Source organism: Anaerobacillus sp. ABA4_114 (genome assembly GCF_056159065.1).
Genome location: NZ_JBSWUM010000001.1, coordinates 1,429,402 through 1,455,178, shown reverse-complemented (window position 1 = coordinate 1,455,178; position 25,777 = coordinate 1,429,402). Strand labels below are relative to the sequence as shown.

General features: G+C 40.5%; 28 protein-coding genes. 4 read left to right on the top strand and 24 right to left on the bottom strand.

Features of this window, described 5'->3' with window-relative positions:
- Positions 1–9: 9 nt before the first annotated feature.
- The 12 genes from deoC to gpr all read right to left on the bottom strand — a co-directional run bounded on the left by deoC (position 10) and on the right by gpr (position 13,712).
- Positions 10–681, bottom strand: coding sequence for a deoxyribose-phosphate aldolase (gene deoC / locus ACXAEY_RS07185; protein ID WP_270179336.1), 672 nt, complete (start codon positions 679–681; stop codon positions 10–12).
- Between the two features lie 61 nt (positions 682–742).
- Positions 743–2,098, bottom strand: coding sequence for a tRNA (N(6)-L-threonylcarbamoyladenosine(37)-C(2))-methylthiotransferase MtaB (mtaB, locus tag ACXAEY_RS07180; protein ID WP_474811048.1), 1,356 nt, complete (start codon positions 2,096–2,098; stop codon positions 743–745).
- Positions 2,099–2,102: 4 nt separating this feature from the next.
- Entirely contained in the window at positions 2,103–2,855 is a 753-nt protein-coding gene (locus ACXAEY_RS07175; protein WP_474811046.1) for a 16S rRNA (uracil(1498)-N(3))-methyltransferase, read from the bottom strand.
- 8 nt (positions 2,856–2,863) lie between these two features.
- The gene (gene prmA, locus ACXAEY_RS07170; RefSeq protein ID WP_270179339.1) at positions 2,864–3,808 is read right to left on the bottom strand and encodes a 50S ribosomal protein L11 methyltransferase; all 945 of its coding nucleotides are present in this window, start codon (positions 3,806–3,808) and stop codon (positions 2,864–2,866) included.
- A gap of 94 nt (positions 3,809–3,902) precedes the next feature.
- Complete coding sequence (gene dnaJ, locus ACXAEY_RS07165; protein ID WP_474811044.1) at positions 3,903–5,012, bottom strand: molecular chaperone DnaJ; 1,110 nt, start codon at positions 5,010–5,012, stop codon at positions 3,903–3,905.
- Between the two features lie 213 nt (positions 5,013–5,225).
- A complete protein-coding gene (dnaK, locus tag ACXAEY_RS07160; protein ID WP_474811042.1) occupies positions 5,226–7,064 on the bottom strand; it encodes a molecular chaperone DnaK in 1,839 nt (612 codons plus the stop codon).
- A gap of 30 nt (positions 7,065–7,094) precedes the next feature.
- Positions 7,095–7,700 carry a nucleotide exchange factor GrpE gene (gene grpE, locus ACXAEY_RS07155; protein ID WP_270180595.1) on the bottom strand — a complete coding sequence of 202 codons (606 nt, stop codon included), beginning with the start codon at positions 7,698–7,700 and terminating at the stop codon, positions 7,095–7,097.
- A gap of 49 nt (positions 7,701–7,749) precedes the next feature.
- Positions 7,750–8,790: a heat-inducible transcriptional repressor HrcA gene (gene hrcA, locus ACXAEY_RS07150; protein ID WP_270179342.1), complete on the bottom strand. Its 1,041-nt coding sequence runs from the start codon at positions 8,788–8,790 to the stop codon at positions 7,750–7,752.
- Positions 8,791–8,958: 168 nt separating this feature from the next.
- Positions 8,959–10,101, bottom strand: a complete 1,143-nt coding sequence (gene hemW, locus ACXAEY_RS07145) for a radical SAM family heme chaperone HemW (RefSeq protein WP_270179343.1) — start codon at positions 10,099–10,101, stop codon at positions 8,959–8,961.
- A 103-nt stretch (positions 10,102–10,204) separates the two neighbouring features.
- The gene (lepA, locus tag ACXAEY_RS07140) at positions 10,205–12,037 is read right to left on the bottom strand and encodes a translation elongation factor 4 (RefSeq protein WP_270179344.1); all 1,833 of its coding nucleotides are present in this window, start codon (positions 12,035–12,037) and stop codon (positions 10,205–10,207) included.
- A 123-nt stretch (positions 12,038–12,160) separates the two neighbouring features.
- Complete coding sequence (locus ACXAEY_RS07135; protein ID WP_270179345.1) at positions 12,161–12,508, bottom strand: DUF3679 domain-containing protein; 348 nt, start codon at positions 12,506–12,508, stop codon at positions 12,161–12,163.
- A 70-nt stretch (positions 12,509–12,578) separates the two neighbouring features.
- Positions 12,579–13,712 carry a GPR endopeptidase gene (gene gpr / locus ACXAEY_RS07130; protein ID WP_270179346.1) on the bottom strand — a complete coding sequence of 378 codons (1,134 nt, stop codon included), beginning with the start codon at positions 13,710–13,712 and terminating at the stop codon, positions 12,579–12,581.
- Positions 13,713–13,848: 136 nt separating this feature from the next.
- Here gpr and rpsT point away from each other — a divergent pair, with 136 nt between their 5' ends.
- Positions 13,849–14,115, top strand: coding sequence for a 30S ribosomal protein S20 (gene rpsT / locus ACXAEY_RS07125; RefSeq protein WP_270179347.1), 267 nt, complete (start codon positions 13,849–13,851; stop codon positions 14,113–14,115).
- Positions 14,116–14,161: 46 nt separating this feature from the next.
- On the opposite strand, the gene holA is transcribed toward rpsT, so the two are convergent.
- Positions 14,162–15,184 (bottom strand): DNA polymerase III subunit delta, encoded by a 1,023-nt coding sequence (gene holA, locus ACXAEY_RS07120; protein ID WP_270179348.1) that lies wholly within the window; start codon positions 15,182–15,184, stop codon positions 14,162–14,164.
- A 403-nt stretch (positions 15,185–15,587) separates the two neighbouring features.
- Here holA and ACXAEY_RS07115 point away from each other — a divergent pair, with 403 nt between their 5' ends.
- Positions 15,588–15,719 (top strand): YqzM family protein, encoded by a 132-nt coding sequence (locus tag ACXAEY_RS07115; protein ID WP_224878506.1) that lies wholly within the window; start codon positions 15,588–15,590, stop codon positions 15,717–15,719.
- Between the two features lie 20 nt (positions 15,720–15,739).
- On the opposite strand, the gene ACXAEY_RS07110 is transcribed toward ACXAEY_RS07115, so the two are convergent.
- The 3 genes from ACXAEY_RS07110 to ACXAEY_RS07100 all read right to left on the bottom strand — a co-directional run bounded on the left by ACXAEY_RS07110 (position 15,740) and on the right by ACXAEY_RS07100 (position 19,247).
- Positions 15,740–17,992, bottom strand: a complete 2,253-nt coding sequence (locus ACXAEY_RS07110) for a DNA internalization-related competence protein ComEC/Rec2 (protein WP_474811037.1) — start codon at positions 17,990–17,992, stop codon at positions 15,740–15,742.
- A 32-nt stretch (positions 17,993–18,024) separates the two neighbouring features.
- Positions 18,025–18,591, bottom strand: coding sequence for a ComE operon protein 2 (locus ACXAEY_RS07105; protein ID WP_270179350.1), 567 nt, complete (start codon positions 18,589–18,591; stop codon positions 18,025–18,027).
- A gap of 68 nt (positions 18,592–18,659) precedes the next feature.
- Complete coding sequence (locus tag ACXAEY_RS07100) at positions 18,660–19,247, bottom strand: helix-hairpin-helix domain-containing protein (protein WP_270180596.1); 588 nt, start codon at positions 19,245–19,247, stop codon at positions 18,660–18,662.
- Positions 19,248–19,355: 108 nt separating this feature from the next.
- Here ACXAEY_RS07100 and comER point away from each other — a divergent pair, with 108 nt between their 5' ends.
- A complete protein-coding gene (gene comER / locus ACXAEY_RS07095) occupies positions 19,356–20,192 on the top strand; it encodes a late competence protein ComER (RefSeq protein ID WP_270179351.1) in 837 nt (278 codons plus the stop codon).
- A 77-nt stretch (positions 20,193–20,269) separates the two neighbouring features.
- Here the strand turns inward: comER and ACXAEY_RS07090 are convergent, their stop codons facing one another.
- Genes ACXAEY_RS07090 through ACXAEY_RS07055 form a run of 8 tightly spaced genes read right to left on the bottom strand, consistent with a single transcriptional unit; the run spans position 20,270 to position 25,273 of the window.
- Positions 20,270–21,004, bottom strand: a complete 735-nt coding sequence (locus tag ACXAEY_RS07090; protein ID WP_474811035.1) for a class I SAM-dependent DNA methyltransferase — start codon at positions 21,002–21,004, stop codon at positions 20,270–20,272.
- The gene (rsfS, locus tag ACXAEY_RS07085) at positions 21,005–21,358 is read right to left on the bottom strand and encodes a ribosome silencing factor (protein WP_270179353.1); all 354 of its coding nucleotides are present in this window, start codon (positions 21,356–21,358) and stop codon (positions 21,005–21,007) included.
- A complete protein-coding gene (gene yqeK, locus ACXAEY_RS07080) occupies positions 21,345–21,932 on the bottom strand; it encodes a bis(5'-nucleosyl)-tetraphosphatase (symmetrical) YqeK (RefSeq protein WP_270180597.1) in 588 nt (195 codons plus the stop codon). Before yqeK ends, rsfS begins: the two co-directional genes overlap by 14 nt.
- On the bottom strand, positions 21,925–22,491 hold the full coding sequence (locus ACXAEY_RS07075; protein WP_270179354.1) for a nicotinate-nucleotide adenylyltransferase: 567 nt from the start codon (positions 22,489–22,491) through the stop codon (positions 21,925–21,927). The genes yqeK and ACXAEY_RS07075 overlap by 8 nt, the downstream gene beginning before the upstream one ends.
- A 14-nt stretch (positions 22,492–22,505) precedes the next feature.
- A complete protein-coding gene (gene yhbY, locus ACXAEY_RS07070; RefSeq protein ID WP_474811032.1) occupies positions 22,506–22,796 on the bottom strand; it encodes a ribosome assembly RNA-binding protein YhbY in 291 nt (96 codons plus the stop codon).
- Entirely contained in the window at positions 22,796–23,635 is an 840-nt protein-coding gene (aroE, locus tag ACXAEY_RS07065; protein ID WP_474811030.1) for a shikimate dehydrogenase, read from the bottom strand. Before aroE ends, yhbY begins: the two co-directional genes overlap by 1 nt.
- 10 nt (positions 23,636–23,645) lie before the next feature.
- Entirely contained in the window at positions 23,646–24,755 is a 1,110-nt protein-coding gene (gene yqeH / locus ACXAEY_RS07060) for a ribosome biogenesis GTPase YqeH (protein WP_474811028.1), read from the bottom strand.
- Between the two features lie 2 nt (positions 24,756–24,757).
- Positions 24,758–25,273 carry a YqeG family HAD IIIA-type phosphatase gene (locus ACXAEY_RS07055; protein ID WP_442865077.1) on the bottom strand — a complete coding sequence of 172 codons (516 nt, stop codon included), beginning with the start codon at positions 25,271–25,273 and terminating at the stop codon, positions 24,758–24,760.
- A 348-nt stretch (positions 25,274–25,621) separates the two neighbouring features.
- Here ACXAEY_RS07055 and sda point away from each other — a divergent pair, with 348 nt between their 5' ends.
- Positions 25,622–25,765, top strand: a complete 144-nt coding sequence (gene sda / locus ACXAEY_RS07050; protein ID WP_270179359.1) for a sporulation histidine kinase inhibitor Sda — start codon at positions 25,622–25,624, stop codon at positions 25,763–25,765.
- Positions 25,766–25,777 lie beyond the last annotated feature (12 nt).

The window sequence follows — 25,777 nt, the reverse complement described above, 5'->3', positions numbered from 1 at the left end:
TAGTTACTCTTAATAATCTGTGTCAGCAGTTTCGCCTTGTACGATTTTTACTCCTGCGCTTGCACCGATACGAGTAGCACCAGCATCGATCATTGCTTGTGCTCCTGCAAGGTCACGTACGCCACCTGAAGCTTTAACGCCGATTTCAGGTCCAACAGTTTCTCTCATAAGCTTAATATCTTCAGGAGTTGCACCACCAGTAGAGAATCCAGTAGAAGTTTTCACGTAATCTGTTCCAGCTTTAACAGCTAGTTCACAAGCACGCTTCTTCTCTTCGTCAGTTAGAAGGCACGTTTCGATGATAACTTTTACAAGTGCTTTGCCTTTTGCTGCTTCTACAACTGCGTTGATGTCGTTAACGATATAGTCATCGTTACCCGCTTTTAACTCAGCGATATTAATTACCATATCCACTTCAGTTGCACCTTTTTCGATCGCATCTTTCGTTTCAAATGCTTTTGTTTCAGTAGTCGTAGCTCCAAGTGGGAAACCGATTACTGTACATACTTTCGCTTCTGCACCCTTAAGCATGTCTGCTGCTAATGTAATCCATGTAGGGTTTACACATACAGATGCAAAATTAAACTCTCTTGCTTCTTGACAAAGCTTTTCTACTTGCTCACGAGTAGTATCAGGTTTAAGTGCAGTGTGATCGATCATGTTTGCTAGTTCTTGGTTCATTTCATATCATCCTTCCAAATCTTATGTATGCCGAAACTTAAGGAGTTCGGCAGTCCTTAATTTATAATGATGCAACAGCTGAAGCTGGTTCCTCTTCGTTCATCACTCTAACAAACTGTCCTTCGTTATAAGGGTATCCAGCTTTCGTGATCTTTACTTTAACGATCTTACCGATCATTTCTTCAGAAGCTTCAACAATTACCTTCATATAGTTAGCAGTATACCCTACATATAAGTTAGATTCAGGTGAATCTTTGAATTTTTCTTCGGGAATTACTTCCAGTACTTCACCTTCATATTGAGAAGCATATTCTTTTGCAAGCTGATTCGAAAGCTCAATTAATTGATGAACACGTTTATTCTTCACTTCTTCATCAACCTGATCATCCATTCTTGCAGCAGGTGTTCCTGTACGTTTAGAAAATGGGAAAACGTGCAGTTCTGAGAATTTGTGTTTCGAAATAAAATCATATGTTTCCTTAAACTCTTCGTCAGTTTCACCAGGGAAGCCAACGATCACATCAGACGTAATCGCGAGTCCAGGTAGAGCCTTTTTCAAACGTTCAAGACGTTCTCCGAACATTTCCATCGAATATTTTCTTCTCATTCTTTGAAGAACCGTATTCGATCCAGACTGAAGTGGAATATGGAGGTGTGGCACAACTTTGTCCGAAGCATTCAATACTTCTATAACTTCGTCAGTAACTTGGCTAGCTTCGATAGAAGAGATCCTTATACGCTTCAAACCATCCACTTTTGCGTCCAAATCACGTAAAAGTTGAGCAAAGTTGTAATCTTTAAGGTCTTCTCCATATCCTGCTGTATGGATGCCTGTAAGAACGATCTCCTTGTATCCAGCTTGAACAAGCTGTTGCGCCTGTTCGATAACTGCTTCTGGTTCTCTAGAGCGTAAGAGGCCTCTAGCCCATGGGATGATACAGAACGTACAGAAATTATTACAACCTTCTTGAATCTTCAAGGATGCACGAGTCCTGTCAGTAAAGGCAGGTACCTCTAGTTCTTCATATACTCGAGCCTTCATAATATTGCTTACGCCGTTTACAGGCTCTCTTTCTCGTTTATATTGTTCGATATAATCGAGCATTTTAACTCTGTCTTGTGTACCAACTACAACGTCTACCCCTGGTATAGCCATTATTTCTGCAGGGGACGTTTGTGCGTAGCAGCCCGTAACACAGATGACTGCATCTGGGTTCTTTCTGATCGCACGCCTAATAACCTGGCGACTCTTCTTGTCACCAGTATTCGTAACCGTACACGTATTGATTACATATACGTCCGAAGCATGATCGAACTCGACTCTTTCATAGTCTTGTTCTTTAAATAACTGCCATATCGCTTCCGTTTCATAATGATTAACTTTACAACCTAATGTATGGAAAGCAACTGAAGGCATAGGATCACCTCATTAATTCAAAATGATATGAGATTGCTGCAAGTACATATAAAGCAGCCGTCTCAGTTCGCAAAATTCGTGGACCCAGACCACAGGAAGTAAAACCTGACTCTTCAAGTTTTCTTACTTCATTGTCTGAGAGACCACCCTCAGGACCAAATACAACTAGGAAACGGTCATTCTCATTCGCTTGTTGAAGCGTTTGAGCAAGTTTTGAAGATTCTCCAGCTTTTGCTTCTTCTTCAAAAGCAATGATCTTATGGTCATAAGACTCGCTTAATGCGATAAGCTGTGAGAGCGTACAAGGCTCATCGATTGCGGGAATCGTCGTTCGGTGAGATTGTTCAGCGGCTTCTTTTGCAATCTTATTTAACCTTTGTAGTTTTTTGTCGCTTTTTTGCTTATCCCATTTTACAATAGAACGCTCTGCTTTAAAAGGAACAAACTGATCTGCTCCAAGCTCTGTGCCTTTTTGGATGACCAACTCCAGTTTATCCCCTTTTGGTAAACCTTGAACGATGGTCACACATAGAGGCAGTTGCTTGTCTTCACCTAACCATCGAACAGGCTTTGCTAACACCTGGCCCTGTTCCACACTTGTTAATTCGCATACAGCTGATTGTCCAGAAGAAGAACAAACGATGATTTCATCGCCCGCCTCCATCCTCATGACTTTAGCTATATGCTTGACATCTTCACCGTCTATCTTAATCGTCTCATCATTTATGGTAGCATCTGGAATGAAATATCTTTGCATTGAATTCCCTACTCGACGGGCTTTCTAGCTATGAAAGCAACCCAGTCTTCCATTTGGAGAGTTTCCTCTATTACAAGACCTTGTTCCATAATCGACTGCTTAACTTCTTGCTTTTTCGCGGTAATAATACCTGAAGTAATGAACGCTCCACCAGGCTTAAGTACTCTCGCTACATCATCAGTAAAACGCACTATGATTTCCGATAGAAGGTTTGCAACGACCACGTCATACGTATCCTCTACATTATCAAGTAAGTTGTTCTGTCTGACATCTATCTTATTATGAATCTTATTAAGTTTTGCGTTTAAGTACGCACTCTTAACAGCGATATCATCAAGATCTAACGCCTCAACAGTCTCAGCTCCGAGGCTTGCAGCGGCAATACTTAATACTCCAGAGCCAGTTCCAACATCAATCACCTTTTGACCAGGTTCGATAATCCTTTCAAGCGCTTGAACGCACATGACAGTAGTCGGATGAGTTCCTGTACCAAACGCCATTCCTGGATCAAGTTCAATAATGATCTCATCTGTATTAACCGGCGTGTACTCTTCCCAAGTTGGAGTGATGGTTATTCGCTCAGATATTTTGACTGGCTTATAGTATTTCTTCCAAGCTGTTGCCCACTCTTCTTCGTTTACTTCACTAATCTGAACTGTGTTTCGTCCAAGGTCGATATCATACACAAGCAACCCATTGATCGCTTCCTTTATTTGTTCAACGGTTTCACCAAGAAAACTATTCACAGGTAAGTATGCTTTAAGAACAACCCCTTCTTCAGGGTAATCATCTGGATTAAGCTGGTAGACTTCTCCGAACGAGGTATCCCAAACTTTAACAAGGTCCATAGGGTCTTCTATAACCACCCCACTTGCACCGGCTTCATGCAATATATTCGATATTGCTTCTATCGCTTCATTTGTTGTATGAATGCTAATCTCAGACCATTTCATTCATTTCCACTCCTCTTTGGATCCTTTTTTCTCGGAAAGGAAACAGGCAGGTCTAATCACTAGACCTGCTTCCTGTTACCAGCTTTCTCCTTTGTTATTCCCCTTTAAACGCTTTTTTCACTTTAGCGAAAAAATTCTCATGCTGTTCCTCAGGTACTTGCCCAGATATCTCACCAAATTCACGTAAAAGTTCTTTCTGGCGATCAGTTAAATGTTTCGGAGTTACAACTTGGATCTTCACGTGTTGATCACCTTGACCGTAACCACGTACATTTTGTATCCCTTTGCCCTTTAATCTGAAGTTTGTGCCGCTTTGCGTTCCAGCTGGAACTTTCAGCATGACTTTACCATGAAGGGTTGGTACTTCAATTTCATCGCCAAGACCAGCTTGAGCAAATGTAATCGGCATTTCACAATGCACGTCGTCTCCGTTTCTCTCATAAAACTCATGCGGCTTAACATAGACGACAACAAAAAGATCTCCTGGAGGTCCACCGTTAACGCCTTCTTCACCTTTTCCAGTGATTCGAATCTGTTGACCCTCGTCAATTCCAGCAGGCATCTTAACATGAATTTTCTTCTTAACTTCAACTTTACCTTTTCCACGGCATGTTTTACATTTGTCTTTAACAAGTTTGCCTGTACCTTCACAGTGATGGCATACTCTTCGGTTTACAACACGACCAAATGGTGTGTTCTGCTCCACGTTAAGCTGACCATTACCTCCACAGTGGTGGCACGTCTCAGGTGTAGTTCCAGGCTTAGCACCCGAACCTTCACATGTAGAACAATCTTCTTCTTTTGGAATATAAATATCCGTTTCTTTTCCGAAAGCCGCTTCTTCAAAAGTAAGTGTCATCGCATATTGGAGATCAGCACCTTGTCTCGGTGCGTTTGGATTTCTTCGACCTCCGCCGCCAAAGAACATATCGAAAATATCACCAAAGCCACCAAAGTCGCCACCTGCGCCTCCAAATCCTTGGTTAGGATCAGTATGACCAAATTGATCGTATTGTGCCTTTTTCTGCGGATCCTTCAGCACTTCATATGCTTCAGTTATTTCCTTAAACTTTTCATCTGCCCCCGGTTCCTGGTTGATATCCGGGTGGTATTGTTTAGCAAGCTTTCGATAAGCTTTTTTCATCTCAGCTTCTGAGGCATCTTTGCTTACGCCAAGCACCTCATAATAGTCTCGTTTACTCATCGTATCCACTCCCGATTCTCTTCACATAACCTTTATCTTACCATTGATTTATTACGAACTGCAATACTATATTGCAAGGCCCGCAGGCCGGCATTGTCATACTAAAACGAAAGATAGAATGGCCGCGCCACATTTTATTAAAAACTTGCTTCCACTAAGAAAAAAGTCAAAGCCGAGATACGCTTGACTTTGACTTTTTCTTTATCTTATTTATTACTTTTTGTCGTCTTCATTAACTTCTTCGTATTCAGCATCAACGACGTTGTCATCTTGCTTCGCTTCAGAACCAGCGCCTTCAGCTTGCTGAGCCTGTTGAGCTTGAGCTGCTTGCTCATACATCATAGTCGTTAGAGCTTGAACAACTTCTTGAAGTTCATCTTTTGCTGAACGAATCGCTTCAATGTCATCATTCTCTAGAGCAGCTTTAACTTTGTCTTTCGCTTCATTAGCTTTGTTCACTTCTTCTTCCTCTACTTGACCTTCGAGGTCTTTAAGAGTTTTCTCAGTAGTGAAGACAAGCTGATCTGCTTCGTTACGAGTTTCTACGTCTTCACGACGCTTCTTATCTTCTTCTGCGTTCGCTTCAGCATCCTTCACCATGTTCTCAATTTCTTCATCAGAAAGACCGCTTGATGATTTGATTGTGATAGATTGCTCTTTGTTTGTACCAAGATCCTTCGCACGAACGTTCACGATACCGTTTTTGTCGATATCAAATGATACTTCGATTTGAGGAGTTCCTCTTGGAGCTGGAGGAATATCAGTCAACTGGAAGCGACCGAGTGTCTTGTTGTACTGAGCCATCTCACGCTCACCTTGAAGCACATGGATATCTACTGAAGGCTGGTTATCAGCTGCAGTCGAGAATGTTTGTGATTTACTTGTTGGGATCGTTGTATTACGCTCGATAAGCTTTGTAAATACGCCGCCCATTGTTTCGATACCAAGTGAAAGTGGTGTTACGTCTAGAAGAACAACGTCCTTCACATCACCAGCGATAACACCAGCCTGGATTGCTGCACCAAGTGCAACTACTTCATCAGGGTTAACGCCTTTATGTGGATCTTGACCAGTTTCTTTCTTGATCGCATCTTGTACTGCAGGAATACGAGTAGAACCACCTACAAGGATAACCTTGTCAATTTCAGAAGGTGACATGCCAGCATCTTTAAGAGCCTGACGAGTAGGTCCCATTGTGCGTTCTACAAGGTTTGCAGAAAGTTCTTCGAATTTAGCACGAGTCAAGTTAAGCTCAAGGTGTTTAGGACCAGAAGCATCAGCCGTAATAAATGGAAGTGAAATCTGAGTTTGAGCTACTCCAGAAAGGTCTTTCTTCGCTTTCTCAGCAGCATCTTTCAAACGCTGAAGTGCCATCTTATCTTGAGAAAGGTCTACACCGTTCTCCTTCTTGAATTCAGCAACAAGGTGATCGATGATCACTTGGTCAAAGTCATCTCCACCTAAACGGTTGTCACCAGCTGTTGATTTAACTTCGAATACGCCTCCGCCTAATTCTAGGATAGATACGTCGAATGTACCACCACCAAGGTCAAAGACAAGGATAGTTTGATCTTCGTCTTCTTTATCTAGACCATAAGCAAGCGCTGCAGCCGTTGGCTCGTTTACAATACGCTCAACTTCTAGACCAGCAACTTTACCAGCATCTTTTGTTGCTTGACGCTCAGCATCGTTAAAGTATGCAGGTACTGTGATAACAGCTTTTTCTACGCCTTCACCAAGATAGTCTTCTGCGTAAGACTTAAGTTTTTGAAGGATAATCGCTGAGATTTCCTGTGGAGAATAAGACTTACCTTCTACATCGACTTTGTAGTCTGTACCCATATGACGCTTGATTGACTGAATCGTGTTCGGGTTCGTGATCGCTTGACGCTTTGCAACCTCACCCACTAGTCTTTCATCATCTTTGAATGCTACTACTGAAGGTGTCGTACGGTTACCTTCTGGGTTAGGAATTACCGTCGCTTCGCCGCCTTCCATAACAGCAATACAAGAGTTTGTTGTACCAAGATCAATACCAATAATCTTACTCATTGTTTCTACCTCCTATATCTTCATATGTAATTATGAACTTACTTTTACCATTGCAGGTCTAAGGACACGTTCGTTCAACTTGTACCCTTTTTGCAACACTTCTACAATGACATCTGAATCATACTCATCTGATTCGACTTGCATAACTGCCTGATGCAGGTGAGGGTTAAATTCTTCCCCTTGTGCTCCTACTTCTTCAATACCTTCTTTTGCAAGAGCATCTTTTAGCTGACGATAGACCATCTCCATGCCAGTTAGTAGAGAATTCACTTCTTCATGATCGCTTTGAACAGCAAGCGCTCGCTCAAAATTATCGATTGCCGGTAGAAGTTCTTCAGCAAGTTTTTGAGAACGATATTTCGCATCAGCACTGCGCTCTTCACGCGTTCTACGACGGAAGTTATCATACTCCGCCTGTGTACGCAAATATTTATTTTCAAGCTCATCAACTTGCTTCTGCAAGCTTTCAAGCTCTGATTCCTCATTCATTTCAGGTTCGATAACCTCAGATTCCTGATTTTCTTCAACTTCTTGTTCAAGATTTTCAGCTTCTTCAGTTACGATCTCTTCCTCATGATGACTGTTCTGCTTTTCCACGAATTTCACCTCCCCAACGTAATCTACATGTATATTCATAGAAATAGATGGAAGATATCGATCTCCCACCCTTTTCACTATTACCAAATTACCAGTGTTTGAAACTTCGATATCGCTCAGTTAATGTACTCGTAAGGTCATTCGCCAGAAAGCCTAAAAGACTCATCGAACGGTGATATTCCATTCTCGTTGGTCCAAGTAAAGCGAGTGACCCCATACGTTTCCCTTCGATAAAGTAGTCTGCTGTCACGATACTACATTCCTGCATCGCCTCAAGATCATTCTCCTGACCGATTCTAACTTCGATCCCTTTCTTCTCAGGACGAAGGATGTTGTACATCAAATCATCCTGCTCAAAGGTGTTTAATAATAGTCTTACTTTCTCAACATCTTTGAATTCGGGCTGAGCTAGAATGTTCGTCTTACCGCCGTAGTACACTTTTTCTGCATTGGTATAGAGAAAAAGATTATCAAGCATCGTATTCACTTGATTATAGTTTTCTATGTGTTTTTTCAAAACTGTAGCCATCTCTTGCATCATGGTCGATTTAAGTGATACTAATGGAACATCTTTAAGACGTTCGTTCATAATGTTAACGACCTTTTCGATATCAGACATGCTTACAGATGGTGGAATCTTAATGGTTTGATTCTCCACGTGGCCACTGTCAGCTACCAGAATTACGACGGCCGTCTCTTTCGAGAGTGGTATGATTTGCACCTGGCGAAGCTTTGTTTCGAAAACCTCAGGACCAAGAATAATCGATGTATACTGTGTTAGTTCAGAAAGGATCTTAGCAGATTGCTGGATAACTTTCTCAACCTCGACCATTTTTTCTGCAAAAAGCGAGTGAATATCTTTCACATCACTGTTAGATAAGACTGGCGGTGATAGAAGATTGTCTACATAGAAGCGATAGCCTTTTTCTGAAGGAACACGACCTGAAGAACTGTGAGTTTTCTCAATAAACCCCATATCTTCTAAATCTGCAAGCTCATTACGAATTGTAGCTGAACTAAACGTTACTTCTTTTCGCTTTGAGAGCGTGCGTGATCCTACAGCTTCAGCAGTTCGAATGTAATCCTCGATCAAAATCTGTAAAATAAACAGTTGACGTTCAGTTAACATCCTCTCATCACCTCTGTTAGCACTCTGTTTCCTCGAGTGCTAAATCTAATAATAAGGTAACAGAAAATTATTTTAGTTGTCAATGATTACGTTACGTGTTGTGGTCGTTGCTTTTAGACCCGCTTCTGAAACGCTGAACGGGCGATACTTTTGACCGATACGAAACGGTTACACTGCAAGAAATTCCTGAAATACTTCATTTCCTAGGAAAAACCCTCGTTCTGTTAAAGCGATATGACTTCCTGTATCCTTAAGCAGTTCCTTATCGATTAGATTTGTTAGCTGCTTACCGAAAACGGATTCGATTGACTGATTGTATTTTATCTCAAACGTTTGTTTTGAGACGCCTTCTCTCATGCGAAGACCCATGAACATCTCTTCTTCCATCATCTCGCCCTTTGTAAGTTCATTTTCATCCATATAAGGGAAACCATGTTCATCGATCTTAGTCATATATTGTTTTAGAGGACCTGCGTTCGCACGTCTCACCCCATCAACATAACTATGCGCTCCAGCACCGATTCCGTAATATTCATTGTTCTTCCAATACGTGATGTTATGTTGACTCTCATAACCAGGTAACGCGAAGTTGCTAATTTCATATTGATTGAACCCTTTTTCTTCCAAACGTCTAATCAGCTCAGCATACATCTCAGCTTCAGTTTCTTCAGTCGGTAGAGGTAGCTCACCTTTCCTCCATTGATTATAAAACACGGTTTTCTTTTCAACTTGAAGCGAATAAGAAGAAATATGAGTGATACCAAGTTTGACCGCTTCATCAATGGAACTTGAAAGCTGCTCTACCGTTTGTTCTGGCAGTCCAAACATTAGATCTAGAGAGAGATTGTCAAACCCTGCATGCTTGGCCATCGTTACGATCTCCCCGATCTCATCTACATTATGACCTCTTCCAAGACGTTTTAATAAAGAATCTTGAAACGCCTGCGCCCCAATACTAAGCCTGTTCACACCGTACTTTTTCATGATTTCTAGTTTACTTGGTGTAACACTACCTGGATTCGCTTCCATCGTGAACTCTAACCCATCTTCTACGTATGGCTGGAATCTGCTAGTCACTGAGTGCAGAAATTGTTCTAGCTGCTGATCGTTTAGAGCGGTAGGGGTACCTCCCCCAACGAAAATAGTATTGATGGAAGATGTAGGAAAGCGATTGAGCGTCTTTTCCATCTCGATATCCATGTGGTCTAGATACTCCACCACAGGCTGCCCCTGCATAAACACTTTATTAAAATCACAATAATGACATATATAATCACAAAATGGAATGTGTAAATAAACAGCGTTGACCATTTTAATCACTGCTTTCTAATCATAATCTAAAGACCGCAGAAAATTCTGCGGTCTCCTTAACCTAATACTATAAAAATAACATGTCTTCTTCAAATAGAACGGGTTAGTTCTTCTTAGTATTATCTTGACGAAGAACTGCCATGAAGGCTTCTTGTGGAACTTCGACTTTACCGACCGTCTTCATTCGTTTTTTACCTTCTTTTTGTTTCTCAAGCAATTTACGCTTTCGAGAGATGTCTCCCCCGTAACATTTTGCCAACACGTTCTTTCTAATTGCTTTAATGGTTGAGCGAGCAATAACTTTCTGTCCGATCGTCGCTTGAACCGGCACTTCAAACTGCTGCCTAGGTATCAATTCTTTTAGCGTTTCAGTAATATCTTTACCACGTTCGTAAGCGAAATCTCTGTGGACGATGATGGAAAGTGCATCGATCGTTTCTCCATTAAGCAGAATATCCATCTTAACGAGGTTGGATGGCTTATAACCCATCATCTCATAATCGAACGAGGCGTACCCTTTTGTACTTGATTTTAGCTGATCAAAGAAATCATATACGATTTCAGAAAGTGGAATGTGATAAACGATGTTTACCCGCGTCTCGTCAAGGTACTGCATGTCGATGAATTCTCCACGTTTTCCCTGACATAGTTCCATAATTGCACCAACGTAATCGTTAGGCGCCATGATCGTAGCCTTTACAAACGGCTCTTGAACTTCAGTAATCGATTGGGCGTCAGGCATCAAGGCTGGATTATCGATAATCTTCTCTTCACCATCAGTCAACTTAACTTGATAAATAACACTTGGTGCTGTAGTGATGAGGTCGATGTTAAATTCACGCTCTATACGTTCCTGGATGATCTCCATATGCAATAGACCTAAGAATCCGCAACGGAAGCCAAATCCTAAAGCTTGAGATGTTTCTGCTTCATATTGAAGAGAAGAATCGTTTAACTCTAGACGTTCGAGTGCCTCTCTTAAATCGTTATATTCAGCAGAATCTACTGGATAAAGCCCACAGTATACCATTGGATTCATACGGCGATAACCTGGTAGTGGTTTATCAGCAGGATTCTTTACGGATGTAATCGTATCACCCACACGGGAGTCTCCAACATTTTTAATCGCTGCAGTAAGGAAACCTACATCTCCAACTGTTAGCTCATCCTTTGACTGAGGCTTTGGCGTAAATACACCTAGCTCAGTAACTTCAAACTCTTTTCCAGTAGCCATCATGCGAATTTTCTCGCCGACCTTAACGGAACCTTCTGTAATTCGTATGTAAGCAACTACACCACGATATGGATCATAGAGCGAATCAAAGATCAGTGCTTGAAGAGGGCCTTCCGGATCACCTTGAGGTGCAGGAACCTTCTCAACAACTTGCTCTAAGATTTCTTCGATTCCAATGCCGTTTTTAGCCGAAGCTAATACAGCGTCTGAAGTATCGAGACCGATTACATCTTCAACTTCTTGAGCAACACGTTCAGGCTCTGCACTCGGTAAATCGATCTTATTGATAACAGGTAAGATTTCAAGATCATTGTCTAGAGCAAGGTACACATTCGCTAGTGTTTGAGCTTCAATGCCTTGCGCTGCGTCAATAATCAACAACGCACCTTCACAAGCTGCAAGACTTCTTGAAACTTCATATGTGAAGTCTACGTGTCCAGGTGTGTCTATGAGATGAAAGATGTACTCTTCGCCATCTTTCGCTGTATAAGTTAGCTGAACGGAATTCAGTTTGATTGTAATTCCTCTTTCACGTTCCAGATCCATTGCATCGAGCGTCTGGTCTTTCATTTCTCGTGCAGTGAGGGCGCCGGTTTTTTCTAATATCCGATCGGCTAACGTAGATTTTCCATGGTCAATATGTGCAATGATGGAAAAGTTACGAATCCTCGACTGTCTTTCTAATTTCTGTTCACGGTTCATCTATAATCACTCCTAAAGGCGAAACTGCGCTAGTATAGATTATAGCAATACCGCTGTCCATAATCAATTAGCAATCCTGCTGAACTCTTCATCAAAAAAAATAAGCCACTTCTGTGACTTATTTTATTTAAAAAGAGAAAGAACTTCAGTAACAAGTGTCAGTATAAAAGTGAGCAATGTTTGAATCATAGAGGAAATTACTCCACTGATCTTCGTCCCCAAATCACCCAATACATTAAATTCATTGGCATTCTCAAGGATCTTTTGCTTTTCTTCTATATCTTCATTGGTGATGGAAGTCCCAAGAATCTCAGCTTCCACTCCTTCTGATGCTTTCGTCAGCTGAAACGCGCCTGTCTCATCGCTTCCTTGCATTGTATTCATATTTTTTGAAGCTTGTTCCATTCCAAGTAAAACACCGAACAACAATAAAGAGATCAGCAGAAAGCACTTTAGAAAAAAGGCTACCATAGCCATACCCCTTCCGTATTAAATGCCTGTCCTATTCATTATGCGTATGCAAATTGTTACTCTTTATGACTTAATGCGTGTACATGCCACTATTATTTTGATCGACTTCACTATGAAGAGCACTATTTAGTCCTCCAGAAATAACATTCGCCATATCTTCAATAAAAACATCGACTTCCTTTGGAGTAACCATAAGATTGTGCCCCATAGGAGCTAGCACTTCTTTGATTAAATTTCGCTTTTCATGGTCTTCTAACGTGCCGACCATACCTAAGAACGTCTGACGCTTTTCTGCATCAGGAAGATCTTCTTCTGTATATGTCTTTTTCTCTCCAAAGGTCATCCCAGCAGGAGCAAGAGATTTAGATGGCTTATCTTTTTCCTTAAGTTCACGTCCAAAATGTTTCAAGATATAATCGATCGTATCACTCGTAATCGATACAGCATCGACTACGGTTGGAATTCCGATCGCAATGACTGGAATACCGAGTGTTTTAAAGCTTAGCTCTTTCCTTTTGTTACCTACACCTGACCCCGGGTGGATTCCAGTATCGGAAACTTGAATAGTCGTATTTACACGCTCGATCGAACGAGAAGCTAATGCATCTACTGCAATAACAAAATCAGGCTTCGTTTTTTCAATAACGCCGTGAATGATGTCACTCGTTTCAATTCCTGTGATCCCCATCACTCCAGGAGTAATAGCACTCACAGGTCTAAAGCCTTCTGAAACTGTCTCTGGCTGTAATTCAAATAGATGCTTTGTGATTAATAAGTTCGAAACAACATTGGGTCCGAGTGCATCAGGCGTTACTTGTCTATTCCCAAGCCCAACAATTAAACAACTCGCGTCTTTTTTTATGCCCTGTTGATCAATAAATGCAGCGAATTCTTTTGCAAATACTTTCTGAACCGTTTCCTGAAGAGCTGAATCTTTTCTACGGATTCCTTGCACTTCAAACGTGATATAATGGCCAGCTTTTTTCCCTATTTCTTTCTCCCCTGCTTCTGTCACTTCAACCGTGGTGATCTTTACCCCTTCTTGGTCTCTTTCCTTTACGATTACACCTTGTAGCTCATCTGGTTTTTCAGATTTCATTTCCTTTGCTTTTTTCTCTTTCACCATTTCCTGAGCTTCAACCGCTAAATCTGTTCTCACTTGGTACATATCTAAATCAACCATAGGCTCACCTCTAATTTCCATCTTTTAAATGTTAGCCTTTCCTTTGTATTAGCTTTTCATTCTCTATTGCATTTAGCCGATCTATTTGATAGAATGTTTTTTGTTCTATGCACGGATATGACATGGAATTGTGAAGCCTTGCAAGGAGGTGAAAGGTATGCCAAATATTAAATCTGCGGTTAAACGCGTTAAGACTTCTTCAGATCGTCGCGCTCATAACATTGCGATCAAATCTGCAATGCGTTCTGCTATCAAAGACTTTGAAAACAAAGCTGAAGCAAAAGACGTTGATGCTGCTCAAACAGCTCTACGTGAAGCTTCTAAGCGCATTGATAAAGCTGCTGATAAAGGAATCATCCATAAGAATTCAGTAGCACGTAAAAAATCTCGTCTTGCTAAAATGTATAACGAGATCTCCGCTTAATTTCTAAAAATGTTAAAAGCTGTTGGGGGCAACCCCAACAGCTTTTTTAAATACTTTTTATTTTCGTTAGAAGCAGCTCTAACAGTAATTTTTTCTCCATCTTTCCTGTTTTCATCTCATAGTCAGTCTCTGCAATTTGATCCAAAATAAATAAAAGCTGAGCTTCATTGAACGCTTTACTTTGCTGATGTGCAATCTTTACCGCATAAGGATGCAGCTTCAGCTGTGAAGCCATCTGTTTTTGACCATACCCTCGTTTAGCAAGCTCACTGACTTGATAGATGATACGAAATTGCCGTCCTATTAAAGATAAGATTTTAATCGGTTCTTCATTAATCTTCAGCAAATCATAAAGAATACGAAAGGCTGTATTTAGATCCTTTCTCACGATACGATCGATTAGCGCAAAAATATCGTTCTCTAACGTCCTAGCGACTAATAGGTCGACGATGTCCTCGCTTACGGTTCCACCTTCGCCAACGTAAAGAGCCATCTTGTCAATTTCCTGTTGTAACAACATCAGGTGGCTACCGATGAGCTGTACGAGACGCTCTTCCCCTTCTTTATCCAAAGTCACGTTGAGCTCCTTCGCTCTTAGTTGAAGCCAATCTCCCAGGTGATGATCTTGTAGAGCTTCGGCTTTTACAAAAGCTCCTGACTTTTTTAAGGATTTGACTAATTTTTTTCGCTCGTCCAATTTTTCATAAGGAGCTTCTATAATGAGAATAGTAAACGGTGAAGGATTCTCTGCATACTTTACAAGCACATCGATGTTATGTTCGACTTTGCTTTTATCTTTTACCGCAGTTAAGAAAGTAGGGTTTTTCAAAATGACAATTCTCTTTTCTCCTAAAAACGGCATCGTTTCTGCTTCTTCGATCGCTTCTTGAACTGGCGTCTCGTTCAAATCATATGTAGCTAAGCTAAATTCTCTTTCTTCCTCAGGAAGTCCTTTCTCAATAATTAACTTCACTAAATCATGAATTAAGAATGCTTCTGTACCCGTCAAAAGATAAACGGGGTCAAGATTGCCTTGTTTTATCTTCTTTTTAATTTCCGAAACGGACATAATCCTACACCTCAATTTTCGTTTGTCCATTTCTATCCTAATTGGAGACATCGTTATTGGCAAGCATAAAAGGGAAGCCGGCTACAGACACCAGCCTCCCATTTATAGTAAACGCTGATGAGAGGGGCCTAGGACTCCCGCCCACCAACGATATTCTGTTGTAGTAGATAGGATATCCTATGCAAAGATAAAGTATAGGTGACAACTCTTTACAGGAAAGGGAGCGAATTCATTGTTAATCCAATATTCTTCAAAATGACAAATCTCCCACACCACAATAAAGACAACTCATATAAAACATGTTACAATATGGAATGAAATGCACCTGTATGATACCTTCTTACATAATGACTACGAAGGTAGTTGATTGTTCATACTAACAGGGAAGCAGGAGGGAAGACTAATGAACGAGTTCGAAAAAGATGTTCAGCATAAGTCCAATGATGCAGTTGAATCAGCTGTTGGATTTGTTGTACCATTTCTATTCTTTTCCATCATTTTTTTCACAGCTGTGGCAATTAAAGCAATCAGCTAAATAGACTGCCTTCAGGCAGTCTATTTTTCGTTTCTTTGACCGTGCCATGTCCCCCGTTTACCTAAGAGAAATTTGTAAGTTATCGTACCACTCTCATCCGTTCTCATCATCTTCACACCTAGTTCTTTAAAGCGTGCAATCACATCGGGATGTGGATGTCCATAGCGATTATCTTTTCCTGCTGAGACTACCGCGATCTTTGGATCGACTCCACGAATCAATTCTTCCGAACTCGATGAATCACTTCCATGATGCCCAACCTTAAGGATGTCAGCTTTTATGTTGTCATTCGAACTAAGCAACTCTTTTTCACCCACTTCTTCTATATCGCCTAAAAATAGCCAGCGATACTTTCCTAGCTCCGCATAAAGAACGATACTACCATCGTTTTCTTCTTTAACCTGTAAAGCTTGAACAATCGAAAAGAACGCTCCACCAGAATTCCATTTTAATTCTTCACTTGCTTTTAACATTTTACTCCCCTTCTTATTCGCTAGTTGCATGATCTCTTTTTCAGTATTCGTCTGTTCATCACTTCGATCCAACATTATATGCTTAACACTAATCTCATTCAAAATTGCTATCGTCCCACCCACATGATCAAAATCACCGTGAGTTAAAAGCAAAAGATCGATAGAACGTATGCCTTTTGATTTTAAATACGGTACGACTATGTCAGCGCCTACATCAAATTGGCTTTGTGGTTGCTCCCACCTTTCCTTCTCACCAAATACTGGTGTTCCACCAGTATCGATGACAATGGTTTGCCTTTGAAAAGGCAGTGTGATGATGATGCAATCACCTTGTCCAACATCTAAAAACGCAACTGTACCATAGGGGTTCATATACGGCAGCATATAGATTACGAAAATAACAGAAACCCACGCGATCATTCCCTTAATCACAGTCTTCTTTTCCCATATCAAGAGAACCAGATAGGTACTGATAAACACTAAGATGAGCACAATCATGGGAGGACTTCCAAAGATCAATGAGAAGTTGAACTGATTCAACCATACGAATACACGATGAATGATCTCCACAAAGAAAGATAGGACGGCAGAACAAACTTGAAAGATTGAAGTAAGATGGAACAACCTTAAAATAGCCAATCCAAATACAGCAGGAAGGATTACGACTGAGATTACGGGTACGTATAATATATTTAAAGGTAAGCTGAGGAGGGATATCTCATAAAAATGAAATAAAATAAGGGGAAGGGAAACAACTTGAGCCAACAGTGAAACGATAAACAATTGAGTGAATGGCGTTTGATACCTGTGGAAAATACTTTTTGAAGAGATGATCAAAGCAAATGTTATGAGAAAAGAAAGTTGAAACCCGATATGGTAAACAACAAAGGGATCGTAGATCAAAAGGAGTACACAAGCACTAGAAATGGCATCAAGCGGGTTAGGGGATCGTTTCATTCTTAAAATCATGGAGATAAACATCATCATGATCGAAGCTCTAACTACAGAAGGAGCAGCACCGGCAATAACCATGTAAATAGGACACAAAAAGAACAGTAGCTCATATACACGCTCTCTTGTAAAACCTATACGAATAAGCACCCAAAACACCAGACCACACACGATTCCAACGTGCAAACCCGACACGGCTAATACATGGCTTAATCCTAGTTCTCGATACGCTTTTTCTACATCAGGGTCCATTAAACCTCTTTCCCCAATCAGCAGGGAAGCTGATATGCCTTTTAATTCATCAGGATAGTGTTTCTCAATATCTACAAGTATTTCCTGTCTTATATTCTGAAAAAGGGTCCCTAGGGATTTAGGCGAGGGGTTACATTGAGGAAATTGATCAAGCTCATAAATCCAATGAATATGCTGATGTTGGAGATGTTTTTTATAATTAAATTGTGATGAAACACCCGGTGCCAGAGGGGCTTCTAATGCTCCTGAAAGTGTACAGGATGAACCTACCTTAAGACTTTTTAGGTTTTCCTTTTCGCGTTTTGAACTTATATAGTACACCACCATTAACTTCTCGTTAGATATCGTTTTATATTCAAAAGAAAGCTTGGATCCATCGATAGTTGGGATCGAATGAACGTTTCCCATTATGCTCGATTCTTTTCCAGATAGATGCGTATTATTTCGAGCATCACTAACACCGGCATAAGTATAAAAAGAGATAAAGGTAAGTAATACAAAAATGGATAAGCGAGGAGCTTTCCTCGCACACCATATAAGAAGGAAGGATAAGAACAAGATCGGATAAAGTGATTCGATACTTGTGATGCCAGTCATTGCTGAGGCTGGTATTAACCATAGGTTACCTCTCACATCTTACTATAGAGATTTGACGCTTTTTCGTATAAAGGCCTTACCTCTTCAGAACTTAAACCTGCGTCCGTTAATTTCCCTAGTAGTTCAGCCGTTAGATCTAACTTTTCTTGACTATTCTGCTCTAAAATCATCTCTTCAAGTTCAACCTGTCGAACTTGTACGTTAGCTTCTTTAAACAATTCAATCGCATAAGGGTGGTTCTTATAGTCTGTAGCGTAAACGACAGATTTTATACCAGCTTGAATGATTGCTTTGCAACAGTGTATACAAGGAAAATGGGTAACATAGATTTCTGCCCCGGTTGTTGGAACACCGAATTTAGCACATTGAATGATTGCATTCATTTCTGCATGAATGGTTCTCACGCAATGGTTATCTATCACATAACAGCCCTCATCGATACAATGAACCCCACCTGATACAGATCCATTGTAGCCGCCTGCGATCATCCGCTTATCTCGAACGATCGTAGCCCCTACTGTCAATCGAGTACACGTACTCCGTAATGCAAGCAAATGACTTTGGGCCATGAAATACTGGTCCCACGAAATTCGATTCATGTTATACCCCCTAAGTTCTTTATTCTACCGTTTAGTTTGAGCGATTTGTGCTCTATCGTCAATCACACTTATTTTACAGTTATTAAATCCTTTAATTTCTCAAAGGTCTTCTCACCAATACCACTGATTTGTTTGAGGTCTTCTATTACAGTAAAGCTTTGTTCTTCTCTAAATGCAATAATAGCTTCCGCTTTTGCTGGACCTATTCCAGGTAGTTCCTGCAGTTCTTCTAAACTAGCAGAATTAATCGATATTAACTTGTTCTCATCATTTTGGGATGGTATTTGCGCACTTACCTCTCCCTTTACTGGTACATAAATCATCATTTCATCTACCACTTTTCCAGCTAAATTTAACTGATTTTGATCTGCATCCTTCAAAAACCCCCCTGCATGAGTGATGATATCTTTGATCCTCGCATCATTCTTAACCTCGTATACACCTGGTTTAACGACCGCTCCTTTCACATCTACCATTATGTAGGGAAGTTCCTCAACTTGAGGTTCCGCTTCGACCTTCTCTTCTTTGATCTCTGTCTCTTCAAAATAGGATTCATTCTCTGTAGACGTTGACCTATAGATAAGAAACAGGCTGATAAGTACCACAACGATCGCTATCCCGATTATACCTTTTTCACGATGAGAAAGACTTTTCACAAATTCCAACGAATGCTCATTCCTTTCTAATTAATGTTCAACAAACATAAAATGCGTGGAGCCATCATATCTATTTAGGAGAAATGCGTGTGGAAGGAGGGGAAGTAATTGAAAATCGGGGTGATTGGTACCGGGAATATGGGCACGATCCTAATATCTTCCTTTATTGACTCATGCGCAGTAAAGCCTTCACAACTTATGATCATCAACCGCACAAGTAAAAAAGCGCATTCTTTAAAGAAACAGTACAAAGGAATCCACGTAGCTCAAAACAATGAAGAGATCATTCGAAATTCAGAAATTATCTTTATTTGTGTTAAACCGCATGAATATTTCCCATTACTAAAAAGTATCCGAAATGAGTTGAAAGAAGATCAGCTTGTCGTCTCCATAACGAGCCCCATCCAAGTGAGGGAATTAGAAACCTTTGTTTCATGTGATGTTGCAAGAGCGATTCCAAGCATTACAAATAGAGCTCTTAGCGGAGCTTCACTTGTTACGTTTAGTAATCGATGCTCTGAGGCGAACAAAGAAAAGCTCATGTATCTTATGTCACAAATCTCGACCCCTATCGAGACCGAAGAGGAAGTCACAAGAGTATCTTCAGATCTCGCAAGCTGTGGCCCGGCATTCTTAAGTTACTTACTTAAAAAATTCATTGATGGTGCTGTCTCAGAAACAGAAATATCCAGAGAACAGGCTACGATTTTAACGACTGAAATGCTGATTGGAATGGGAAAGCTTCTCGAAAAGGACTATTACTCATTGGAAACACTGCAGAAGAAGGTGACTGTTAAAGGAGGAGTTACTGGGGAAGGGTTAAAAGTGCTTGAAAATGAAACCGGTGAAATGTTCAATCATGTGATTCAAAGTACGCATAAAAAGTTCGATGAAGATCGCAAAGTGATTAAAACGCAGTTTAAAGAGGAGACGAGGCAAAACTAAGTACAGCAACCATTTATATTCGACTTCTATAAATGAAGTCCTTCTACAAGTACAAAAAAGGTTGATTTCATTTGAAATCAACCTTTTTTACATGCTTTAAAAAATATTCTCTCAGAGGTATCTGTAGGAGTGTGATTTAAAAAATCAGCGGTGACCTTTATATCACTAAATCCAGACTCTTCTAGCCATCTAGTGTATTCCTCAAGATGAAACGTTCGTTGTACGTGCAATTCATCAAAACGCTCGTATAAACCTTCATCGGTTTCCAAAAAGAAACTAAGATCGTGCTCGACTGAGCCTGTTTCCCCTCCAGAAAAACTATTCCATATAAATGAGATGTCCTCGTCATTGCTTGCGAACGTCTGACCCACAAAAAGATCGTTGATCTTATGCAACGAGTGTACATCAAACAATAAGATTCCATCTTGTTTTAAATGATTATAGATTCTCTGGAAAGTGGATTTCACCCCGTCTTCTTCAACAACATAGTTTAATGAGTCACAAAAGATCGTGATCACATCGTACTGTTCATTTGTCTCTAGTTCCCGCATATCTTGTTGAATCAGATGAACGTTCACATTGTTCCTCATGGCTTTATCATGAGCAACAGATAGCATTTGTTCTGAGAGGTCTACAGCTGTAACATCATACCCTTTTTCTGCAAGCCGTATTGAGCATTCACCTGTCCCACAACCAAGGTCCAAGACTTTTCCTCTAGACCGCTCGTTCATAACTAATTCAAGCCACTTGTCATAAGGAGCGTCTTCCATTAGACGATCATAAACATATGAAATTTGTTCGTACGAAACCATTTACGCTAAAATTTCATTTAAAGGTAGATGTGGTGCATCTCCCCAGAGTTTTTCTAGATTGTAATAATTTCGCTCATCTTTATGGAAGATATGGACGATAACGGATCCTAGGTCGACAAGCACCCAGCGTGCTTGCTCATATCCTTCAAGTCGCTTCACTTCCAGTCCCTGTTCAAGAGCTTGATCCTTCACTTCTTTTGCGATTGCTTGTACTTGCTTTTCAGAATTTCCGTGGCAGATTAAGAAATAATCTGCAATCAATGAAATACCGTTCATATTTAAAGCGATAATATCTTCTGCACGTTTGTCATCTACTGCTTTTGCAGCCAACGTAATCATGTTATTTTCTTCCATTTGTTTCTCCCTTCTCTCTTGGCCTGACAAGATCATTATACGTCTCGAACGTCGCAGGATAAACTGGTTGATTTTTCTTCATCAAAAAGTTTACCGTGTTTTTAATGGATTGTACGATCGCTTGATCAAGATCAACTGTTGCTAACTCTCTCACTTCTTCCACCCCAGGAAATTTCCGCCCCGGTTCTATATAATCGGCTAGAAAAACGCACTTCTCAATCAACGTCATGTTTGGACGTCCTGAAGTGTGATAGTGAATGGCATCTAGGATTTCTCCATCTTTAATCCCTATTTCCTTTTTCACTAAGATAGCACCAACTGGGGCATGTAAGAGTTCAGTCGAGTAATCAAGAAGATCTTTAGGCAAGCCAAAATCTACCACCATCTGCCTCATTTCATCTTTTGGACGAAACTTGGCATAGTCATGGAATATTGCAGCGGTTTCTGTTTTTCTTACATCTGCACCATACTTCTCTGCTAGCTCGACCGCTGTATTCGTAACACCTATCGTATGTTCATACCGATGTTCAGTTAGGTGAGGTTTTACAAGCTTATATGCTTCTTCTCTATTCATCATATAATCCCATCCTAACGATATAATTCCGTACTGATTCAGTCAGCATATACCGTCCACTTCTACCAGATATGATTGCACTTCTAATCAAACTAGAGGAAACGTCAATCTGAGGAACATCGATCAACCTTACGTTCTTCATCTCGTTACCAGGCTCATAACCAGGACGGTTGACACCAATAAAAGAAATCATTTGAGATAGATCATCAATCCGGTGCCAATTCGGCAAATCCTCTATCATATCGCCACCGACGATAAAGTGAAAGTCGATGTCAGGGTAGCTGTCTTTTAAAATCTCGATTGTATCGACTGTGTACGAACGGCCGCTTCTTTCAAACTCGACCAACGAGATTTTAAAAGAAGGATTACCTTCGATTGCTCTCTGCACCATTTCAGCTCTATGGTGATTATCACTCACTTTTCCATCCTTATGAGGTGGGAGGTGTGTAGGCATGAACCACACTTCATCTAACTGACATTCTTCAAGAACTCCTTGAGCAAGTGTCAAATGCCCAATATGTGGCGGATCGAACGTTCCTCCGAAGAGACCAACTCTCATTTTCTTGTCCTCCATTATGGAAGAATGATTTCTTTGTTCTCTGATGATTCTTTATAAAGTACGATCGTATTTCCGATGATCTGAACAAGCTCAGCATCAGCTTGACGAGAAAGTTCATGACCTACAGTATCACGATCTTCATCGCAATTCTGAAGGATGCTTACTTTAATAAGTTCTCTAGCCTCAAGGGCTTCCTCTATTTGCTGCACCATATTCTCGTTCACTCCACTTTTACCAACTTGAAAAATTGGATTTAAATGATGTGCTTTTGAACGTAAAAATCGTTTTTGCTTTCCTGTTAACATTATAGTCCTCCTAACTTTCTTAAAACGGTTTCCTGCATTCTGTATCGATCTGGTTTGATTCCTAACCATTTTTCAAATGCTAGTGCACCTTGCTCAACAAACATCGAAATGCCATTTGCAGTAATAGCACCTTGTTCTCTTCCTTGAGTGAGCCAGAGCGTTTCGAGTGGATTATAGATTAGATCACTCAAAACGGTCCCATCTTTAATACCTTTAACAGGCAACGGAACGCGATCCGTTTCTGGACTCATGCCAATCGACGTCGTGTTGATGATGATATCGTAAGTTTCTAAAGATGAGCTCGCAGTGTCGAGCGGTATGGCGTTCACATCTGCATAGGTACTACAAACCCTACATAACTCTTCAGCCTTTTCTAACGTCCTATTAGCGATCGTTAACGATCCTACACCAGATCTTGAAATGGATACTGCAACCGCTCTAGCAGCTCCACCCGCGCCAACCACTAATATTTTTTTATCTATGAGACTATCTTCTCCTATAAGCTTTAGCAAGGATTGAAGGTAGCCCTGACCATCTGTGTTTGCTCCAATCAGAAGGTCGCCTTTCCGATAAACCGTGTTGACCGCTCCAATTTCCATCGCTTCTTGTTCGACTTCATCTAATAAAGGAATAATCGACACTTTATGAGGGATCGTTACATTAAATCCCTCGATTCCAAGTAACCTCAATGCTTTAATACCTTCTTCAAGCTCTTCCTTTTTCAGATCAAACGGTTGATAGTGATGCGGCAACCCGAGCTCTTTAAATTCAGTATTATGCATGAGAGGAGACATCGAATGGCCAAGAGGATGGCCGACTAGTCCAAATAGTTTCCCCATAGCGATCCTCCTATATTAGTGAATTTCGAATCGAGATCCCTACTCCTTCAGGCGCATATGCTTTTACAGTCGATCCTTTTCCTGAAACGGTAACCCATCCAAGACCTGAAAAGACGATATCCATCTTATCTTCTTTGATCTTTAATTCATGACCAACAAGTGCAGGGAGCTCATGCTTCGTTTTTTCACCAGGGGGATACAATAACTCTCCAAGGTGGTCGCGATACAATTCATCTGCTTTCTCTGTCTTAGTGCGGTGGATATAAAGATCGTTCGAGACATGACAAATAAAGGACTGACGTCCGCCTTCAACGAAATCTAGTCGGGAAAGCCCACCAAAGAATAATGTTTGTCCTTCGTTTAACTGAAACACCTTTGGCTTGATTTCTTTTTTCGGACTGATCAGCTTTAATTCCTCAGCATCGACAAAATGGGCCATCTGATGATGATTGATGATTCCAGGAGTATCGTATAACGTATTTCCATCATCAAGAGGAATATCGATAAGATCAAGTGTTGTACCAGGGAACTGGCTCGTCGTAATCATTTGTTCAGTGTCGCCGCCAAATTCCTGAATCAGTTTATTCACAAATGTTGATTTACCTACGTTCGTACACCCTATGATATAGACGTCTCTACCTTCACGTAAACGGTCTATTTCAGTAGCAACATCCATTACCCCTTCACCTTTAGCAGCACTCATCAACTTCACTTCGGAAGGCTTTAAACCATTTTCTTTCGCACTGCCCTGCATCCATTTAATCAACTTCGTCTTGTTTGTTGATTTTGGTAATAGATCTACTTTGTTCCCTACGAGCAATACCGGGTTGTTACCCGCAAAGCGCTGGATACCTGGTAACCAACTTCCATTAAAGTCAAAGATGTCTACGATTTTTACAATCAATGCATCGGTTTGACTAATTTCGTTCAGTATCTTCAAGAAATCATCATCTGTAAGGGATACATCTTGAATCTCATTATAGTGTTTCAGACGAAAACAACGCTGACATATCACAACGTCACGTTGTAAAGCTGATGGAGGTGCATATCCCAATGCCTCTTTATCTTCAGTTTGTATAGTAACACCGCATCCGGCACAAATAATTCTTTCGTTTTCCAACCTTATTCCTCCCACTTTATCTTCCCTTTGCGTTTCATCCAAGAAAGGAATGCACTTTCCATTTTTCTGTTGAACCTTGTTAAAACTCCATCAGTTTTAGCTACTGGAACAACAAGTATAGTATGAAGTCCCATCCTATTACCACCAAGTACATCAGTAAATATTTGGTCTCCTACGACCACAGCATCATCAGGGGCAATCTTCATATCCTTTAAGGCTTTTCGGAAAGCCTTCGTCATTGGTTTCTTCGCTTCATAAATAAATGGAATCTCAGTTGGAGAAGCAAACTTCTCTACACGACTCTTGTTATTATTTGAAACGATTGTAACCATGATGCCTTCATCACTCATCTGTCTGAACCACTTTAATAACTCTGGAGTAGCATCGGGCCTGTCCCATTCCACAAGCGTGTTATCCAGATCAGTAATGATCCCCTTAACCCCTCGTTTTTTAAGAGCCTCAGGTTTGATTTGGTATATATCTTCTACATGTTCATCAGGTAACAAAGAATTAAACAATTGCAACACTCCTAGTATTTATGACATTCCTATTGTATCAATAATTTCAAGAGGTACAACAACCTTCTATTCCGGCTATACTAAATCTTGAATGATCACTAAAACTTTTCGACAAATTTTGTAAAAATGGCAGCCTGTGGATAACCTTATACACATAATCCACCATCATTTTATTGAATATTTGAAGTATATAAACAATATACCCACAATTTATCCACGATTAACTGTGGATAACGGAACGGTTGTTCTGATTGTGCATACGTGGTAAGCTAACTGCAAATAAAAGATCCACATACACTATATGCGGAATGAACGGTTAAAATAACCAGATTATTAGGAGGTGCCTTGTTGGAAAAATTATCTGATGATCTGTTGATCGAATCCTATGTAAAAGCTAGAGAGCTTAAACTAAGCAGTGACTTCATTAAATTAATCCAAAAAGAGATCGAGAGAAGAAGTCTTAATGAAAAGGTCACATTATTAAGAGTTTAACTGTTCCAGCCT